The organism is Collinsella sp. AF15-51 (genome assembly GCF_003462845.1).
GTDB lineage: Bacteria > Actinomycetota > Coriobacteriia > Coriobacteriales > Coriobacteriaceae > Collinsella.
On sequence record NZ_QRYG01000003.1, the window covers coordinates 18,253 to 35,863 of the forward strand.

Genomic DNA, 17,611 nt, shown 5'->3' on the forward strand with positions numbered 1-17,611 from the left:
TCTGAGCAACACGGCTCGCGATATCAAACTACTCGCCAAAGAACTCGTTGATCTTCTGCTCGTCGACGCCAAAGAACCACGTCAGGACAAAGCCGGCGGCATAGGCAAGCAGCATAGCGGCAACGTAGCCGAGCTGCTGGCCAGGAACGACGATCAGCAAGCCAAACAGACCGGAAACGCCCTGAGAAACCGTGCCGATGTGAAGCAGCGCCGCGAGCGCGCCGCCAAATCCGGCACCCAGGCAGGCCGTCACAAACGGGCGAACGAGCGGCAGCGCAACAGCATACATCAGAGGCTCGCCCACACCCAGGATTCCAACGGGAATGGACTCGGCGACGTACTTCTTGAGCTTGGCGTTCTTGGTCTTAAAGTACAGCGCCAGACCGGCACCGACCTGACCGCCGCCAGCCATCATAAGGATGGGAAGCAGGTAATTGATGCCCTTGGTAGCGCCGTCGGGATCGTTGAGCATAGCGTGGATCGGCGTGAGCGCCTGATGCAGGCCGACAGACACCAGTGGCAAGAAACCTGCCGACAGGATATAGCCGCCCAGGACGCCCAGCTTCTCGAAGATAAAGGTCAAAACGCTAAAGATGGCAGTCGTCAGCCATGCGCCAACCGGCTGGATGACGAGCATCAGAGCAAAGGCGCCGATGATGAGCACCAGCAGCGGGGACAAGAACGTGTCGAGTGCGTTGGGCATAACCTTGCGAATCTGACGCTCCATCCAGGCAAAAAATGCGCCGGCGATAAGAGCCGCGATCATGCCGCCCGCTGCGGGGTTGTACTGCGCATTGGTGAGCGGCAGCAGAATGGCAGTGGCAGGATCGGCCGCGCCAGGCGCAAGCAGGGGCATGGCACTGTTGGCGATACACATCATGCCGGCGATGCCGCCCAGCGCAGCGGAGCCACCAAACTCACGTGCCGCGTTATAGCCCACCAAGATGGGCAGATAGGCAAACAGGGCCCAGCCCATGGAACGAATGCCCTGGTACCACCACTCGCCTGCAAGCGCGCCTGCCGTCGAGACGTTGATGACGTTGCAGATACCGTTGATGAGGCCAGCCGCAATGATGCCGGGAAGCAGGGCGACGAAGACATTGGAAATCTTCTTGAGGAAGGCCTGAACCGGCTTAGACTCGTACTTGGCCTTCTGCGCGGCCTTGTTTGTGGCCGCAGCGTCAACCACGCTCTCGTCGGCAACGCCTTTCGCAAGGCCAGTGAGCTTGGAGAACTCCTCGAGCACCTTATTCACCTTGCCCGGCCCCAGCACGATCTGCATCGTGTCGTCCTCGACCAGGCCCATCACGCCGTCGAGTGCCTTAATACCCTCCGTGTCGACGTTGCCCGCGTCTTTGACGGTCACGCGCAGGCGCGTCATGCACGCCGCGTTTGCGAGCACGTTGTCTTTACCGCCCAAAAGGTCCAGCAGCTTTTGAGCCAGCTCTTTGTTCGTCATAACTCCTCCTTGTATTGGGTATCTCGTCTGGATGTCATATCAGCTCACGCCGCACACCTATTGGGCATCGGCATCGCTCTTCTCATGGCCACTCACCGCAGCACGGACATGGCCTCGCGCTCGCTCAAGAGCTACCGCAGCCTGCTCGGCATCGCAGTCCAGCAGTACCGAGACAATAGCGGTTTTTACGTGGCCGCCGGCATCTGCAAGCGCCTGAATAGCGCGCTCGCGCGTGCAGCCGGTCGCCTCCATCACGATGTTCTGGCCGCGCACCACCAACTTCTCGTTCGTCTGCTGCACATCGACCATCAGGTTTTGGTATACCTTGCCGATCTTGACCATGGCACCGGTCGAAATCATGTTGAGAATGAGCTTTTGAACCGTTCCCGCCTTGAGCCTCGTTGAGCCGGTCAGTACCTCGGGACCGGGCACGGGTTCAATGGCAAGATCTGCGCTCTCCCCGATCTTCGACCCTTGGTTGCAGGCAATTGCGATCGTCTTGCACCCAGTTGCCTTGGCGTATACAAGGCCGCCCACCACATAGGGAGTACGACCGCTTGCCGCCAGGCCAACGACAAGATCCTTGTCCGAGAGTCCACGCCCCCGCAGGTCGCTCGCGCCGAGCTCCTCACTGTCTTCGGCACCTTCGACAGCCTTGATAAACGCCGTCTCGCCTCCGGCAATGAGCCCGACAATCAGATCGGGTGACACGCCAAACGTGGGCGGACACTCCGAAGCGTCGAGTACGCCCAGACGACCGCTGGTGCCTGCGCCCATGTAAAAGACGCGCCCGCCGCGCTCGAGTGCCTCAGCAGCCCAGTCGATTGCTGTGGCAACCTGGGGCAACACTTTTGTGACCGACTGGACGGCACGAAGATCCTCATCGTTCATCGTCGTAACGATTTGCAGCGATGTCATCGTATCGAGGTCCATAGACCTTTGATTACGCTTTTCGGTCGTGAATTTTGTTAAATCGAGCATTTCATTCACCTCATCTTTCCTGTTTCTCGATGTAGTTTTGCTTAATGACATGCGTCGCCCGTTCGTAGTCGCTGGCAACGTAAGCAGCGTACAGGGCATCGACAACCATAAGCTGGGCCATACGCGAAGCCATGGCACCGCTGCGGACCAAGGGCTCACTCGCAGCGACGCCGAGCACGGCATCGGCCATGGTGGCAAGCTTGGATGATCCATCTACTTTGGTCACGGCCACAACGGGACAGTTGTGACGTTGGGCCTCGGCGGTGCAGTCCAGCACCTCTTGCGTCAAGCCCGAGTAGCTAAAGGCGATTGCCATATCGCCCTCATGCATGTTCTTGGCACACAAGAGCTGATCATGCCAGTCGTCGTACAGATGGCACTCTTTGTCGACACGCATGAGCTTTTGCGCCAGATCGTGCGCGACCAAACGAGAGGCACCGATACCGAACAGATTGACTGCGCGTGCCCGCTTAAGATAGGCCGCGCATCGCTCCAAGACGGTGTAATCGAGCGTTCGCGCCGTCGCTTCGATCGTGCGCACGTTGCTTTTCATCACCTTCCCCACGATACGTTCGACGCTGTCATCCATGGAGATGTCCTCGAGGGCTACGTCTTTCTTGTCACCTAAGAGCGCCAGCTCGGCAATCAGTTCGCGCTGGAACTCCTTGTAGCCCGCAAAACCCAAACGCTTGCAAAAGCGCAAAATGCTCGAGGGCGAGGAGAACGTGGTATCGGCAAGACCGCGGACGGACAGCCCGACCACCTCGTGCGGATGAGCGCTCACATATGCGATGACATTGCGTTCCGCCGGGCTCGCGCTGAGCTCACGCTCGCGAAGCCGCAAAAGCAATCCGTTTGCCATCTCAAACACCTCCGTTGAGAAGAATTAAAGACCAACGAACGATTCGTACCGGATACAAACAGCTTTTACGGTACATTGTGCCGCATCGTGGCGCACAAAGGACGAGCGTTCTACCGCTCGCCCCTCAAATCCGACCGCTCGGAAATACGCGCGACACAAAATAATTCAACAAGGTCGCATGATCAGAAACGGGTTTGTTACCGGCTAGCGCCTCGCATGGGCGCCGATGGGGCGCGTCTCGTGGTGCACCCATGCGGAGACCAGCAATACCAACAGCATGGCGGTGACATAGCCCGCAGCATCGAATCCTAAATCGATAACGTCGAAATGCCTGCCGGGAACAAAGATCTTATGTACCTGATCGCCAACGGAGCAGACGGCGCAAAAGAGCAACACGGGCACGCAACGGGAGCATACGCTCCACGGACGCCTGGAAAAGCAAACCACGACCACCGAGGCGAACAATCCGACGAAGAAAAACTCTACGGTATGGGCAACGCGACGGACGTTCGTGCCCACCCACATGCGAATGGAAGCAAGTCGGCCAGACCGGACATTCGAAGCAGCCGAATCGGTGCCCCCTGTCATCCCGTTCTCGGCCTGAGCTTCACCCGCGACATCGGCAGCCTGTACGCCCGTAGCCTGACCCTCCACCACACGCGCGGTGGACTCGCTCAGCAACGACGTCTCCACCGCATTTTGCTCCGTCAGCACCCAGATGCCCGCCAGCGTTGCAGCGAACAGAACGATCGCGGTCCATCCGATTATTTGTTTTACGCGCGCCAAGGGCCTACCTCCTTTTTTGAATATCAGCGAGTGTAGCCCCGAATGACATCGCCACCGTATCAAAATTTGAATCGCAACAGGAAGCGACAAAGCGACGCAAACCCCTACCCCGCCTCGCGCATCCAGCGATCGAACGTCCCCACGCACACGCCCAGGCACTTTGCTGCCTGGCTGCGGGTAATATCGCCCGCCTCATAGCTATCGCGTACCAGATCAAACTGAGGAGGGCACGGCTTGCGAGGTCGACCGAAACGAACCCCTCGCGCCCGCGCCGCTGCAATTCCCTCCGCCTGGCGCCGATGGATATTCTCGCGCTCCACCTGCGCCACGTAGCTCAGCAGTTGCAGCACAATATCGGCAATCAGGGTATTGGTCACATCCGGCGTGCCGCTTGCCCTGGCGCGCGTGTCAAGCAATGGCATGTCCAACACCACAATGGCAACCCCGAGCTCCTTGGTAATGCGTCGCCATTCCTCAAGAATCTCGGAGTAATTACGACCAAGTCGGTCGATAGAAAGCACCACCAGCACGTCCCCGTCTCCCAGGACGTGCAGCAGCTCGCGATAGCGCGGTCGATCGAAGTCCTTGCCGCTCGCATGGTCGGCATAAATATTCGCCGAGCCCACGCCATAGGCGCCCAGCGCATCCAGCTGCCGATTAAGATTCTGATCGCGCGAACTCACCCGCGCATAACCATACACCGTCGCCATCTCATCCCCGCTTTCTTGTAAACCTGCCAAAAAGGGACAGGTTTATTTTGGTAGGTTTTACCTCTCAAATAGCAGGTAAGCGGGCGGCCGAGCAGACGGCAAGGTAGCCATGATCCAAATGCGGAGGGCGGCCCCGAAAGACCGCCCTCCGCTCTCCCGCCATGAGTCGAGATTTGGCTAATGGATAAGCTTAAAGTCCAAGTGCCCACGCGTGGTATTGACGCGCGAGACCTCGATAATCACGCGCTGGCCCAGTTCATAGCGAGTCCCCGTGTCGGCGCCCGTCAGCGTAAGCGCATCCTCGTCGAACTCGAACCACTCGTTGCCCAGGCTCTTGATCGAAACCAAGCCTTCGACCTGCGTCAGGTCCAAGCGCACAAAGAGGCCCATGCTGCTAACCCACGAGACGGTTCCGGCATAGCGCTCGCCCAGACGGTCCTCATAGTACTGGGCAATCTTGATCTTTTGCGTCGCATGGCTGGCGGCATCGGCCGCACGCTCCGCATCGCTGCATGCGCGGCAGATCTGCGGCAGAATGCGCGGCAGCGACTCGCGCCCCTTGCCGATCAGCCGCGGCGTACGGACCAGGGCGTCCTTGCCGCCGAGCTGTTCATAGGCCAACTGCAGTTTGAGCACGCGGTGCACCACCAGATCGGGGTAGCGACGGATGGGACTCGTAAAGTGACAGTAGCACGGCGCGGCGAGCGCAAAGTGACCCTCGTTGCGCGGCTTGTACAGTGCGCGCTGCATGCTGCGCAGAAGCAGCGTGTTGACGAGCGGTGCGTTGGCCGTACCGGCGGCAGCATCAACTGCAGCCTGTAGCTCATCGGGACTCCCCAGGGCGATACCGGCAGCACGGCGATCGTCGATGATGCCTAGCTGCGCCAGCGCAACGGCGGCACCGTGCAGGCTATCGGGGCTCGGATCCTCATGCACGCGATAGCAGGCCTCGATATCACGGTCTGCCAGCCACTCTGCAACGCACTCGTTGGCGAGTAGCATGGCTTCCTCGATAAGCGACGTGGCACACGAACGCTCGCGCGCCACAATCTGCACGGGCACTCCGTCCTCATCCAATAGAGCGCGAATCTCGGCCGTGTCAAAATCGACTGAGCCGCGGGCACGACGAATACGACGGCGAAGTTCGGCGAGTTCGTTGGCGGCGACAAGGAAATCGCCGAGGTCGACGTTATAGCCGCGAGCAGTTTCCTCGCACGCAAGACCGCGCTCAAGCGCCTCCTCGCGCGAGGCCTCAGCAGCCGCAACATCCTCAGCGGCGCCTTCCAGCACCGAATACTCAACAGCGTCGGCACGCACCAGCAGCGCCTCGGCGCCGTCATAGTCCATACGCACACGCGAGCGAATCACGCTGGGGTACGGATCGTAATGCCGCACGCGACCCTGCGCATCGAGCTCAATGTCAACGGTAAACGCAAGACGGTCCTCGTCAGGGCGAAGAGAGCATAGGTCACAGGACAGGCGTTCGGGCAGCATGGGAAGCACGCGATCGGCCAGATACACCGATGTCGTACGATGGCGAGCCTCAAGATCGATATGCCCGTCCCAAGCCACATAGTGAGAAACGTCAGCGATATGCACACCCAGCTTGTAGCCACCCTCGGGCGTGCGCTCAAGCGAAATGGCATCGTCAAAGTCGCGCGCGTCGACCGGGTCGATCGTGATGACAAAGCGGTCGCGCAGATCGCGGCGGAGCGGGTCCTTAAGCGCCGCGGACACATCGAGCGAAAGCCCCTCGGCCTCGTCCAGCGCGGCCTCGGGATAGCTATCGGTATAGCCGTAACGCGCCATCACGTATTGAACGCCCAAATCGGGCGCGTCATCTCCGCCAATGCGGCGTTCGATCGTCACGGTGCCCGATTCCAGGCGCGTCGGGTAGGTCAAAATGCGCGCGACAACGGCATCACCCGGGTGGACGCCCAGACGATCCGCCGAGGTATCCTCGGGCAGAATGAAGAAGTCGGCCTTCAGGCGCGAATCGAGCGGCTCGATCACACCGAGCGGACCAGCGGTCTGGTACGTACCCACCACGCTTATGGCCGCGCGCTCAACCACGCCTTCGATCACGGCGCGCCGCTCACCGTGCGGGCTGTTCTTAATGCTCACGGCAACGGTGTCGCCGTCCATGATCTCGCGCTTACCGCGGCCCATAACCTTGTAGTCGCCGCTCTCGGTTATGACATAGGCGCCATGCTCATGGAGCTGCACGCGCCCGGTCAGGCTCGGACGGCGTTCGCTGCGCACCGGCCCACGCTTATTGCGAGCACCGCGCTTATGCTTGTTATTGCGCCCCATGGCGCCTCCTTGCTATCGATGACGAACTCCAAAGAGTCTACCCAAATGATTCGCTTTCCTGCCGTCCCCTAGAGATCAAAAAACGGGCCGCCCCATAAGAGACGACCCGTTGGAAGGGATGAATTCCAGGCATGCCTACACGCGCAGGTAGCGGCGCATGGCTATGGCAGAACCAAAGAGACCGATAATCACACCGACCAGAATCAGCGCAGCATAGGTCACCAGGTAGTACTGCATCGGCAGGGCAAACGACATCCAGCCGATGCTCTCCTGCAAACGCGGAATCATCAGATTGCGCAGCAGCTCCAGAACGCCGATGGAAAGCAGCGAGCCCAAAATGGCCTGCAGTACGCCCTCGGTGATAAACGGGCCGCGAATGAAGCCGTTGCTGGCGCCGACCAGACGCATAATCGCAATCTCACGACGACGCGCCGTGATGGACAGGCGAATCGTGTTGTTGATGAAGATGAATGCGATAAAGGTCAAAAGGCCAACGAGCACCACGGCGGCGATGCGGATGTAGTTGGTCACCTGGAACAGGCGGCTCACTTCCTCTTGGCCGTACAGCACGCTCGCGTTGACGTCGCCGTCATCCGCGATCTTCTGGAAGTCGGCGTTCTTCTTGAGCTTCTGGGCCGTGCTCTCGACCTTGGACGGATCGTCCATCTCAATTGCAAACGAAGCCGGCAGCGGGTTCTGGCCATCGAGCGCGCTCATGGTGGCGTCGGCGTTGCCCGACATCTTGCTCGTATACTCGGCCAGCGCGTCGTCCTTGTCCTTGTACGTCACGGACTTGACGTTGCTCCACGTCTTGAGCTCAGCCTCAAAAGCCTGAACATCGGCCTGATCGGCGTCATCGCTAATAAAGGCGTTGATGACGACCTGATCCTCGACGGTGCCGATCACGGAGTTCAGCATCGCGGAGCCCATGATGAACAGGCCGATGATAAACAGCGAAAGGAAGATCGTGATGACGGCGCCGAGCGAGGTAGTCCAGTTACGGAAGAAGTGACTGATTGCCTCTTTGAAGGAGTAGCCCACGTTAGTTGGTGCCATAGTTGCCGTAACCTCCCCTCTCCTGGTCGCGGATAACGTGGCCGCCCTCGAGGGCGATCACGCGACGGTGCATGCTATCGACCATCTCGCGGTCGTGCGTGGCGACGATCACGGTGGTGCCGGTGCGGTTAATACGCTCGAGCAGCTTCATGATGCCCAGCGAGATCGCCGGGTCGAGGTTGCCCGTGGGCTCGTCGCAGATAAGCAGCGGCGGGCGGTTGACCATGGCGCGGGCAACGGCAACGCGCTGCTGCTCGCCACCGGAAAGCTGATCGGGCAGCGAGTCCATCTGATCGGCCAGGCCGACCAGACGCAGCACCTCGGGAACCTGGCTGCGAATGACACCCTTGGGCTTGCCGATGCACTGCAGGGCAAACGCCACGTTTTCGTAGGCGGATTTTTGAGGCAGAAGCTTAAAGTCCTGGAACACGGCGCCAATCTGACGGCGCAGGAACGGAACCTTGCGGTTCTTGATCTTCATGAGGTCCTGACCGGCAACCAAGATGCGGCCGCTCGTCGGCTTGACGTCGCGGTTGAGCGTCGACAGCAGCGTGGTCTTACCCGAGCCGGAATGACCGACCAGGAAGACGAACTCGCCCGGATAGATCTCGATGTTGATGTCGTCGAGTGCAGGCTTGTTGGGCTGTGCCGGATAGATCTTGGTGACATGCTCCATAAGGATGACGGGCTCGACACCGGCCTGCTTGGCCATCTTCTTGCGGCTGGCTTGCGGATCGATGGGCGCAAACACCGACGTAAAATCGGGGTTGTTGAGCGCGTTATCGAGGCTTGCGACCTCGGCGGCCTGATCGCTCTCGACCACCGGGGCAGCAGGCTGCGTGGGATCGGGAATAGCGGCAAAGAGACCGGACTGCGCAGGCTGAGGAACCGGCGTCGCAGGGGCCATGGGGTCGGGAATGCCGGCCATGGTAGGCTGCGGCGTGGCGGCGCCAGCCTGAGGCTGCTCCACGCGAGCGGTCACGGCCTGAACGGGCTCAAAACCCGCCGTGCCGGAAAGCGCGACATCGCTGGTGGGATTGTAGGCAAAGGGATCGGATGCCGGCTGTGCCTGATCTGCCGGCTGAGCGGGGGCCTGAGCAACAGGCTGGCCCTCTGAATCCGGAGTGGCGAAACGACTGCCCTGGACGCCTGTCTGCGTCTTGGGGGCATCATCGCCCGCACCGGAGGTACGGAAGTGGTTACCCACTGGTGCTCCTTATCGTCGTGCGTTTAAACTACATGAGCGCTTTGTATTTTAGCAGCATTAGCTTTGCTGCACATAAGAAGCATGGCGGGGTTTGGGTCTCACCGACCGGGCGCAGGGTTACCTCCCAAATCGTCCTCGCGCATGGCCGGCATTTGTCCTGCTCCTGCGGAGCTGCGGACAAACGCCGGCCATGCGCTGCGGAAAGATTTGGGAGGTAACCCTGCGCCCGGCCTGCGGCTACTATGGGGCCGACGCACCAACTTGAGATGCTGCGCATACAAAGTTGGAAGGGTCTGAATTGCACTTTGTTGGGATGGGCCCGTTTCCCCATGGGACCTTTGCTTGGCAGGACTCTAATTTAAATTCAACAAAAACAGGGGCGCCCTCTTTGGGGATACCCCTGTTCTGGCTTGGATGTGGTTGTTGAGACGATACTTTGCCTCGTCTTGCCTTATGCCAAGAACTCCTTGGTGGTCGCCACGATGTTGGCGGCGTCCAGGCCGTACTTGTGCAGGAGCTCGGCACCCGGGCCGGACTCGCCGAAGGTGTCGTTGACACCGATCTTCTTGAGCGGCGTCGGGCACTGCTCGCACAGGACGTCGGCAACGGCGCTGCCCAGGCCACCGATCACAGAGTGCTCCTCGACGGTCACGACGTGGCCGGTCTTGGTGGCGCTCTTGACGATCAGGTCGGCATCGATGGGCTTGATGGTGTGCATGTTGATGACCTCGGCATCGATGCCCTCGGCAGCAAGCTGCTCGGCGGCCTCGAGAGCCTCGCCGACCATCAGGCCGCAGGCGATGATGGTCACATCGGCGCCCTCGCGCATGACAATGCCCTTACCCAACTCGAACTTGTAGGTCTCGGGGTCGTTGATAACCGGCGAGGCCAGACGGGCAAAGCGCATGTACACGGGGCCGTCGCACTCGTAGGCGGCGCGCGTCACGGCGCGGGCCTCGACATCGTCGGCCGGAACGATAACGGTCATGCCGGGGATGACGCGCATCAGGGCGATATCCTCGCAGCACTGATGCGTAGCACCGTCCTCGCCCACCGAGATACCGGCGTGCGTGGCACCGATCTTAACGTTGAGGTGCGGGTAGCCGATGGAGTTACGGACCTGCTCAAAGGCGCGGCCGGCGGCGAACATGGCAAAGGTGCTCGCGAAGGCAACGCGACCGGTGGTTGCGATACCGGCGGCAACACCCATCAGGTTGCTCTCGGCGATACCCACATCGAAGAAACGGTCGGGGCAGGCGGCCTTAAACTTACCGGTCTGCGTGGCGGCGGCCAGGTCGGCGTCGAGGACCACAAAGTCATCGTGCTCGTTGGCGAGCTCGACGAGGGCCTCGCCGTAGCTTACGCGCGTGGCGATTTTCTTGACGTCTGCCATCCTAGAGCTCCTCTCCGGCGGCCGTGAGCTCTGCCATGGCCTGCTCAAACTGTTCATCATTGGGGGCCTTGCCGTGCCAACCAACCTGGTTCTCCATAAAGGACACGCCCTTGCCCTTCAGGGTCTCGGCGATAATGGCGGTCGGCTGGCCCTTGGTGGCGCGAGCCTCGGCAAAGGCGGCGCGGATCTGATCGAAATCGTTGCCGTCGGCAAGCTCCACCACGTGGAACTTAAAGGCGCGGAACTTGTCGGCGAGCGGCATGGGGTCGTTGACCTCCTCGACGGGACCGTCGATCTGCAGGCCGTTGTGGTCGACGATCACACAGAGGTTATCGAGCTGCTGGTTGCCGGCAAACATGGCGGCCTCCCAGACCTGGCCCTCCTCGCTCTCGCCATCGCCCAGCAGGGCGTACGTGCGATAAGTATCGCCCCAGTGCTTGGCGGCAACGGCCATGCCCACGGCGGCGGAGATGCCCTGGCCGAGCGAACCGGTGGACATGTCAACGCCCGGAGTGTCGTTCATGTTGGGATGACCCTGCAGGTGGCTGCCGATGTGGCGCAGCGTCTCAAGATCCTCCTTGGGGAAGAACCCACGCTCGGCGAGCACAGCGTACAGACCAGGTGCACAGTGGCCCTTGGAAAGCACAAAGCGATCGCGGTCGGCCTTGCGGGGATGGGCCGGGTCGACGTTCATTTCCTCAAAGTACAGATAGGTCATGATGTCGGCAGCGCCGAGCGAACCGCCCGGATGGCCGGACTTGGCAGCGTGCACGCCGGTGACGATGCCCTTCCTTACCTCGTTGGCAACCTTTTTGAGCTCTTCGTCGCTCATTGTGCCTTCCTTTCATCCTCATTAGACAAAATGCGCACGGCACCGAAGGTAATCCCAACACAGCCGCAATGCACGTACGTCATTCATTATGCTGGAAACTGATGGCTTTACCAGAGTTTTTATCATTATTTGAACAATTTAGCAGGCAGAACCGCTGATGAAACGGTTTATCAATGTGAACGTCTTTTGGATGGGACGCGGTCGGCCCTACGCGCTAATGTCCTTGAATCCCTCGCCGAAAGCTTCCGTAACGTCGGCGACCGTCACAATGGCGTGAGGATCGCGCTCGCGCACGATCGTCTTGAGGGTATTGAGCTCTCGACGGTTCACGATGACCATGATCACCGGCTTCTCGGCACCCGAATACATGCCAGTCGCCTTAAACTTGGTACAACCACGACCCAGGCCATACATGATATCGGCAGCGATATCAGGGAACTTGTCCGAGATGATGAGTACCATACGGCGTTTGTTGCCACCATCGACCACGGCATCGATCACGTAGCCGCTAATGACCATCGAAAGGCCTGCATATAGTGCATTTTCGATTGAAAAGACCGGAGCCGACAGCGCGCATACGGCAACATCGATCGCCATGACGGTCGAGCCCACGGGCAGCGAGGTATTACGCGAGATGATTTGGCCAATCGTGTCCGAGCCGCCGGTGTTGGCGCCGGCGCGCAGCACCATGCCGTAACCGATGCCTGTAATAATGCCGCCCCACATGGCAGGGAGCATCAGGTCCGCATCCGCCAGAGGTGCTACAAACGGGGCGAACAGATCGGTAAAGAAGCCCAGCAGCACAAAGCCCGTCGCGGTCTGCACCACGTAGAACATGCCGCCCTCGCGCATAACGACCAGCAACAGCAAGGCGTTCATCACGATCGTCTGAATACCAACGGGAAGCGATATGCCGCGCGATGCGCCGACCGCCTGGATAATGGTGGCAAGGCCCGTAACACCACCGGCAGCAAGGCCGTTGGGAATCAAAAACAGGTCGGTCGCAATAGCGGCCAGAGCGCACCCCAACATAATCTGGGGCAGGTCGTGAAAGAAGTTCATCGATAGAATGCGCTTGATGTCCAGACGATATGCCATGCTACCTCCCTCAAAAAAGCGCACCCAAACGGATGCGCTTCGAACTTCTTGCTGTATTCGATTCTACCGATTCGCCGAACAAAAACCACCCCTGCGCAGGGTTTGCTTTGGATACAAAACCACCCTGCTCGGAGGGTTTTATCCATTTCCACATAAACCGGGCGGTTTATGCAGATGGGATCTCCGCGTCAGCGTTGCCAGTGGCCCAGCGATGGTAGCCAATAACAAACGGGTCCAGGTCGCCATCGTCAAGAACGGCCTCGACATTGCTGGTCTCAACGCCCGTGCGTAGGTCCTTAACCATCTGATACGGGTAGAGCACGTAGCTGCGGATCTGGTTGCCAAAACCAATCGTGGTTTTGGGTCCGCGAATCTCATCCAGGGCCTCGGCGCGCTTCTCGAGCTCAATCTCGTACAGGCGAGCCTTGAGGATCTGCATGCACGCGGCCTTGTTCTGGATCTGGCTGCGCTCGTTTTGGCAGGTGACCACAATGCCGCTGGGGAAATGCGTCACGCGCACGGCGGAGTCGGTGGTGTTAACGCCCTGACCGCCCGGGCCGCTCGCGTGGTACACGTCCACGCGGATGTCATCGGGACTGATCTCGATGTCGATATCATCGGGTAGCACGGGGATGACCTCGACGCCGGCAAACGTGGTCTGGCGGCGCTTCTTGTCGTCGGTGGGGCTAATGCGAACCAAGCGGTGGACGCCGGCCTCGGCGCGCAGCATGCCAAATGCGTCCTTGCCCTCGACGGTAAAGGTCGCGCGGTCGATGCCGATGACCTCAGCAGCGGGGCAGTCGTTAATCGTGACCTTCCAGCCGCGACGCTGGCAGTACTTCATGTACATCTTAAAGAGCATGAAGGTCCAGTCCTGGGCCTCCAGACCACCCTGTCCGGGCTTGATGGTCACAATGGCATCGCCGTGATCGAACTCACCGGTAAACCAGCTCGAAAGCTCAAACTCATCGATGGCACGGGCCAGGCGCTCAGCCGTGGCTGTAGCCTCCTCGCGAAGGGCGGCGGCATCGGGGTCATCCCCCATCTCCTCGGCAAGCTCCAGCGCGGCGCGGGCATCGGAAAGCTCGCCGCGCGCGTTGTCCACGGCAGCGATATCTTCCTTGGTGCGCGCGATTTCCTCCATGGTGGCACGGGCGGCGTCGGCGTCATCCCAAAAGCCGAGGGCCACGCTTTTGGCCTCGAGCTCGGTCACGCGCGTGCGCTTTTCGTCCAAGTGGAGATACGACTCGACCTCGCCGAGCCGGTCCGCAAACGCGTCCAGCTCGGCGGGCGTTACCTCTAAAGCCTCAGCCATTAACGATTCCTGCCGTGGCAGTACTTAAACTTCTTGCCGCTACCGCAGGGGCACGGGTCGTTGCGGCCCACGTTGACGTACGGATCGTCGCTCTCGGACTTGCGATAGGTGGTCACCTTGCCACCGTTGTTGACGGCAGCCGGACCACCCTGGACAGCCGTGCGGGCCTGCACCTGCGCCTGCTTGCGCAGCACCGAGTCGCCGTTGTCACCATCGACCTCGGCAGGACCGGAGAAGTGCGCACGCTCGAGCGCGGGCTCCTCCTTGTGCTCCACGGCACGCGGGGCAGCCTTGATCTCGATGCGCAGAACCGTGCGCAGGTAATCCTCGTACATGGTGTCGACGAGGATCTGGAACGCGCCGTAGGCCTCGGTCTTGTACTCGACCAGCGGGTCGCGCTGGCCAAAGCCGCGCAGGCCGATGCCGGTCTTGAGATAGTCCATCTCCTGCAGGTAGTTCATCCAGCGGGTATCGATGACGCGCAGCATGACCTGGGTGTTGAGCTCGCGCATCAGGTCCTCGCCCAAGCGCTCGGCCTTCATGTTGTAGCACTTCTCTACGTAAGCCAGGACATCGGCAGCCAGAGCCTCATAATCCTCGTCGGGGAACTTCGGCGTATCGATGTGGCCGGTGAGCTCCACAACCCACTTGCGCAGGCCCTCCAGGTCGCGCTCGCCATCGTGACTGTCCTTGGTGCAGAACTCCTGAACGCAGCGGTACACGGTGTCGTGCATGACCTCGGTGATGTGGTCGGTCAGGTCCTTGCCGTCCAGAATCTTATTGCGCTCAGCGTAAATGACCTGGCGCTGCTTGTTCATGACGTCGTCGTACTCAAGGACGCTCTTGCGCATGGAGAAGTTGATGCTCTCGACCTTGTGCTGGGCGCTCTCGACGGCCTTGGAGATGATCTTGTGCTGGATGGGCATGTCGTCGCCCATGTCGGCCGTGACCATCATCTTGGAGACGCGGTCCATCTTGTCGCCGCCGAACAGGCGCATGAGGTCGTCCTCGAGCGACAGGTAGAACTGGGTCTCGCCCGGATCGCCCTGACGGCCGGAGCGGCCGCGCAGCTGGTTGTCGATACGACGGGACTCGTGGCGCTCGGTGCCGATAACGGTCAGGCCGCCGGCGGCAAGCACGCGCTCGCGCTCGGCCTTGCAGGTCTCCTTGGCCTCGGCGTTAAACTGCTCAAGCTGCTCGGGCGTCACGTCCTCCATGGTCAGGCCCTCGTACTCAAGGCGCTCGCGCACCAGCTCGTCGGGGTTGCCGCCCAACAGGATGTCGGTACCACGACCGGCCATGTTGGTAGCGATGGTCACGGCGCCGTAGCGTCCGGCCTGGGCAACGATATGAGCCTCGCGCTCATGGTGCTTGGCGTTGAGGACCTCGTGCGCGATGCCGCGCTTGGTAAGGGCGGCCGACAGCTTCTCGGAGCTCTCGATGGAGACGGTGCCCACCAGGACCGGCTGGCCCTTGGCGTGACGCTGCTCGACATCGTCGGCGACGGCGTTGTACTTGGCCTGAATGGTACGGTACACCAGGTCCTCGTGATCAACACGCTGAACGGGTTTGTTGGAGGGGATGACCTCGACGGGCAGCTTGTAGATCTCGCGGAACTCGGCATCCTCGGTGAGTGCCGTGCCGGTCATGCCGGAGAGCTTGTCATACAGACGGAAGTAGTTCTGCAAGGTGATGGTGGCCAGCGTCTGGTTCTCCTCGCGTACGAGCACGCCCTCTTTGGCCTCGATGGCCTGGTGCAGGCCCTCGGAGTAACGGCGGCCTTCCATAATGCGGCCGGTGAACTCGTCGACGATCTTGACCTCGCCGTTGGTGACCACGTACTGCTTGTCGCGGTGGAACATGTACTGGGCCTTCAGCGCCTGCTGCAGGTGGTTGACCAGCTGGCCGGAGAGATCGGCATAGATGTCATCGATACCCAGGCGGCGCTCGATCTTCTTAAGACCGCGCTCGGTGGCGGCGATGGTGTGCTTGGCCTCGTCCATGACGTAGTCGCCCGTGGGTTCAACGTCCTCGGTGGCGGTAAGCATGTCGTGCGACACGTCCTCGCCGCGCTCAAGGCCACGCACGGCACGCGCGAAGTCCTTGTAGGTACTGGCGGACTTGGTGCCAGCGCCCGAGATGATCAGCGGGGTGCGAGCCTCATCGATCAGGATGGAGTCAACCTCGTCGACGATGGCGTAGTTGTGGCCGCGCTGCACGCGCTGCTCGGGACGAGTGACCATGTTGTCGCGCAGGTAATCAAAACCGAACTCGGAGTTGGTGCCGTAGGTGACGTCGGCCTGGTAGGCCGGGCGCTTGAGCTCGAGCGGCATGTTGTTCTGGAGCAGACCGACGGTCATGCCCAGGTACTTATAGATGCGGCCCATCCACTCGGAGTCGCGCTTGGCAAGGTAATCATTGACAGTGACGACGTGCACGCCCTTGCCGGCAATAGCGTTGAGATAGCCGGCCAACGTGGAGACGAGGGTCTTACCTTCGCCGGTCTTCATCTCGGCGATGTGGCCCTCGTGCAGCGCCATGGCGCCAATGAGCTGCACGTCAAAGTGGCGCATACCCATGGTGCGCTTGGAAGCCTCGCGCACGGTGGCAAAGGCCTCGGGGAGCATGTCGTCGAGCGACTCGCCGTTGGCGTAACGCTCGCGGAACTTATCGGTCTGGCCGCGGAGTTCCTCCTCGGTCATCTTCTCAAACTGGGGCTCAAGACCGTTGATCTGGTCGACGATCTTGTAGTAGCGCTTAAGGTCCTTATCGGATCCAAAGGACAGCAGCTTTGACATGAATCCCATGTGGTTTTCCTTTTTGGCCATCGCCCACGCCGTGCAGCTGCGGGCGAGTTAAACACAGATGATTGTACTTTAGCCAAACAAGGCGCGGCCTATACGGTCGAGCTCGACCGCCACGTAATAACTATGACCAACCTGCCGCAATGGAACGGGTTTATTTTGGCAGGTTTTATCTGAGCAAACGCCGTCTCTCTGCCATTTGGTGCCACGGGGACAGGTTAGCTTGCACCAATAAAAAGAAAAGGGCCGCGCACCCAAATGGATGCACGGCCCTCATGCCATGAATGCGAGTGATTCCGCGGCGAGCTATTTACTCAGCAGCCTCGGTGGTCTCGGCCTCGGCAGCGGCCTCCTCGACGGGAGCCTCTGCGGGAGCCTCGGCGGCCTGCTTGGCAGCCTCCTCGGCAAACTTAGCAGCACGCTTGGCCTTCTCGGCAGCCTTAGCCTCAGCGGCGGCCTTGCGAGCGGCCTCGGCCTCAGCAGCCTTGGCGGCCTTGGCAGCCTTGGCCTCCTCAGCCTTCTTGAGCTGGGCGGCAGCGGCGCCACCGAACTTGTCGGCGAAGCGCTGGACGCGTCCACCGGTGTCGACGAACTTCTGCTGGCCGGTGTAGAACGGGTGGCACTCGTTGCAAAGCTCGACCTTCATCTCGGACACGGTAGCGTGCGTCTTGAAGGTGTTGCCGCAGGAGCACGTCACCGTGCACTCGACATACTGGGGATGGATACCCTGCTTCATGGTAGGACTCCTTATTGGTCAGGCGCTGGTTACCGATCAGCGCATAAGGCGTCTTGGTT

At 60.5% G+C, this 17,611-nt stretch carries 14 protein-coding genes; all 14 read right to left on the bottom strand.

The window, feature by feature from the left end; translation table 11 throughout:
* Positions 1 to 28 precede the first annotated feature (28 nt).
* Positions 29 to 1,459: a PTS transporter subunit EIIC gene (locus tag DWW51_RS02215; RefSeq protein ID WP_117773337.1), complete on the bottom strand. Its 1,431-nt coding sequence runs from the start codon at positions 1,457 to 1,459 to the stop codon at positions 29 to 31.
* A 57-nt stretch (positions 1,460 to 1,516) separates the two neighbouring features.
* On the bottom strand, positions 1,517 to 2,440 hold the full coding sequence (gene murQ / locus DWW51_RS02220) for an N-acetylmuramic acid 6-phosphate etherase (protein ID WP_117773494.1): 924 nt from the start codon (positions 2,438 to 2,440) through the stop codon (positions 1,517 to 1,519).
* A 10-nt stretch (positions 2,441 to 2,450) separates the two neighbouring features.
* The gene (locus DWW51_RS02225) at positions 2,451 to 3,302 is read right to left on the bottom strand and encodes a MurR/RpiR family transcriptional regulator (protein ID WP_117773339.1); all 852 of its coding nucleotides are present in this window, start codon (positions 3,300 to 3,302) and stop codon (positions 2,451 to 2,453) included.
* Positions 3,303 to 3,506: 204 nt separating this feature from the next.
* Entirely contained in the window at positions 3,507 to 4,088 is a 582-nt protein-coding gene (locus DWW51_RS02230; protein ID WP_164473284.1) for a VanZ family protein, read from the bottom strand.
* Between the two features lie 104 nt (positions 4,089 to 4,192).
* Positions 4,193 to 4,798 carry a recombinase family protein gene (locus DWW51_RS02235; protein WP_117773343.1) on the bottom strand — a complete coding sequence of 202 codons (606 nt, stop codon included), beginning with the start codon at positions 4,796 to 4,798 and terminating at the stop codon, positions 4,193 to 4,195.
* 177 nt (positions 4,799 to 4,975) lie between these two features.
* Entirely contained in the window at positions 4,976 to 7,111 is a 2,136-nt protein-coding gene (locus DWW51_RS02240) for a ribonuclease R family protein (RefSeq protein ID WP_117735979.1), read from the bottom strand.
* 135 nt (positions 7,112 to 7,246) lie between these two features.
* A complete protein-coding gene (gene ftsX, locus DWW51_RS02245; protein WP_099432018.1) occupies positions 7,247 to 8,167 on the bottom strand; it encodes a permease-like cell division protein FtsX in 921 nt (306 codons plus the stop codon).
* Positions 8,154 to 9,374: a cell division ATP-binding protein FtsE gene (ftsE, locus tag DWW51_RS02250; protein ID WP_117773345.1), complete on the bottom strand. Its 1,221-nt coding sequence runs from the start codon at positions 9,372 to 9,374 to the stop codon at positions 8,154 to 8,156. The genes ftsX and ftsE overlap by 14 nt, the downstream gene beginning before the upstream one ends.
* A gap of 451 nt (positions 9,375 to 9,825) precedes the next feature.
* Positions 9,826 to 10,767, bottom strand: coding sequence for a transketolase family protein (locus tag DWW51_RS02255; RefSeq protein WP_006235309.1), 942 nt, complete (start codon positions 10,765 to 10,767; stop codon positions 9,826 to 9,828).
* A gap of 1 nt (position 10,768) precedes the next feature.
* Positions 10,769 to 11,599 carry a transketolase gene (locus DWW51_RS02260; protein ID WP_117634793.1) on the bottom strand — a complete coding sequence of 277 codons (831 nt, stop codon included), beginning with the start codon at positions 11,597 to 11,599 and terminating at the stop codon, positions 10,769 to 10,771.
* 207 nt (positions 11,600 to 11,806) lie between these two features.
* Entirely contained in the window at positions 11,807 to 12,697 is an 891-nt protein-coding gene (locus DWW51_RS02265; RefSeq protein WP_117746564.1) for a YitT family protein, read from the bottom strand.
* 166 nt (positions 12,698 to 12,863) lie between these two features.
* Positions 12,864 to 14,012 (bottom strand): peptide chain release factor 2, encoded by a 1,149-nt coding sequence (prfB, locus tag DWW51_RS02270; protein ID WP_117773347.1) that lies wholly within the window; start codon positions 14,010 to 14,012, stop codon positions 12,864 to 12,866.
* On the bottom strand, positions 14,012 to 16,819 hold the full coding sequence (gene secA / locus DWW51_RS02275) for a preprotein translocase subunit SecA (protein ID WP_117773349.1): 2,808 nt from the start codon (positions 16,817 to 16,819) through the stop codon (positions 14,012 to 14,014). The genes prfB and secA overlap by 1 nt, the downstream gene beginning before the upstream one ends.
* Before the next feature lie 307 nt (positions 16,820 to 17,126).
* Positions 17,127 to 17,552: a 50S ribosomal protein L31 gene (gene rpmE, locus DWW51_RS02280; protein ID WP_006235303.1), complete on the bottom strand. Its 426-nt coding sequence runs from the start codon at positions 17,550 to 17,552 to the stop codon at positions 17,127 to 17,129.
* Positions 17,553 to 17,611: the final 59 nt, after the last annotated feature.

Excerpts from the sequence above, each read along its gene's own strand:
- DWW51_RS02255 (WP_006235309.1), bottom strand. The coding sequence starts at position 10,767 with ATGGCAGACGTCAAGAAAATCGCCACGCGCGTAAGCTACGGCGAGGCC.
- DWW51_RS02265 (WP_117746564.1), bottom strand. The coding sequence starts at position 12,697 with ATGGCATATCGTCTGGACATCAAGCGCATTCTATCGATGAACTTCTTT.
- ftsX (WP_099432018.1), bottom strand. The coding sequence starts at position 8,167 with ATGGCACCAACTAACGTGGGCTACTCCTTCAAAGAGGCAATCAGTCAC.
- murQ (WP_117773494.1), bottom strand. The coding sequence starts at position 2,440 with ATGCTCGATTTAACAAAATTCACGACCGAAAAGCGTAATCAAAGGTCT.
- DWW51_RS02240 (WP_117735979.1), bottom strand. The coding sequence starts at position 7,111 with ATGGGGCGCAATAACAAGCATAAGCGCGGTGCTCGCAATAAGCGTGGG.
- DWW51_RS02225 (WP_117773339.1), bottom strand. The coding sequence starts at position 3,302 with ATGGCAAACGGATTGCTTTTGCGGCTTCGCGAGCGTGAGCTCAGCGCG.
- prfB (WP_117773347.1), bottom strand. The coding sequence starts at position 14,012 with ATGGCTGAGGCTTTAGAGGTAACGCCCGCCGAGCTGGACGCGTTTGCG.
- secA (WP_117773349.1), bottom strand. The coding sequence starts at position 16,819 with ATGGGATTCATGTCAAAGCTGCTGTCCTTTGGATCCGATAAGGACCTT.
- DWW51_RS02260 (WP_117634793.1), bottom strand. The coding sequence starts at position 11,599 with ATGAGCGACGAAGAGCTCAAAAAGGTTGCCAACGAGGTAAGGAAGGGC.
- DWW51_RS02215 (WP_117773337.1), bottom strand. The coding sequence starts at position 1,459 with ATGACGAACAAAGAGCTGGCTCAAAAGCTGCTGGACCTTTTGGGCGGT.
- rpmE (WP_006235303.1), bottom strand. The coding sequence starts at position 17,552 with ATGAAGCAGGGTATCCATCCCCAGTATGTCGAGTGCACGGTGACGTGC.
- DWW51_RS02235 (WP_117773343.1), bottom strand. The coding sequence starts at position 4,798 with ATGGCGACGGTGTATGGTTATGCGCGGGTGAGTTCGCGCGATCAGAAT.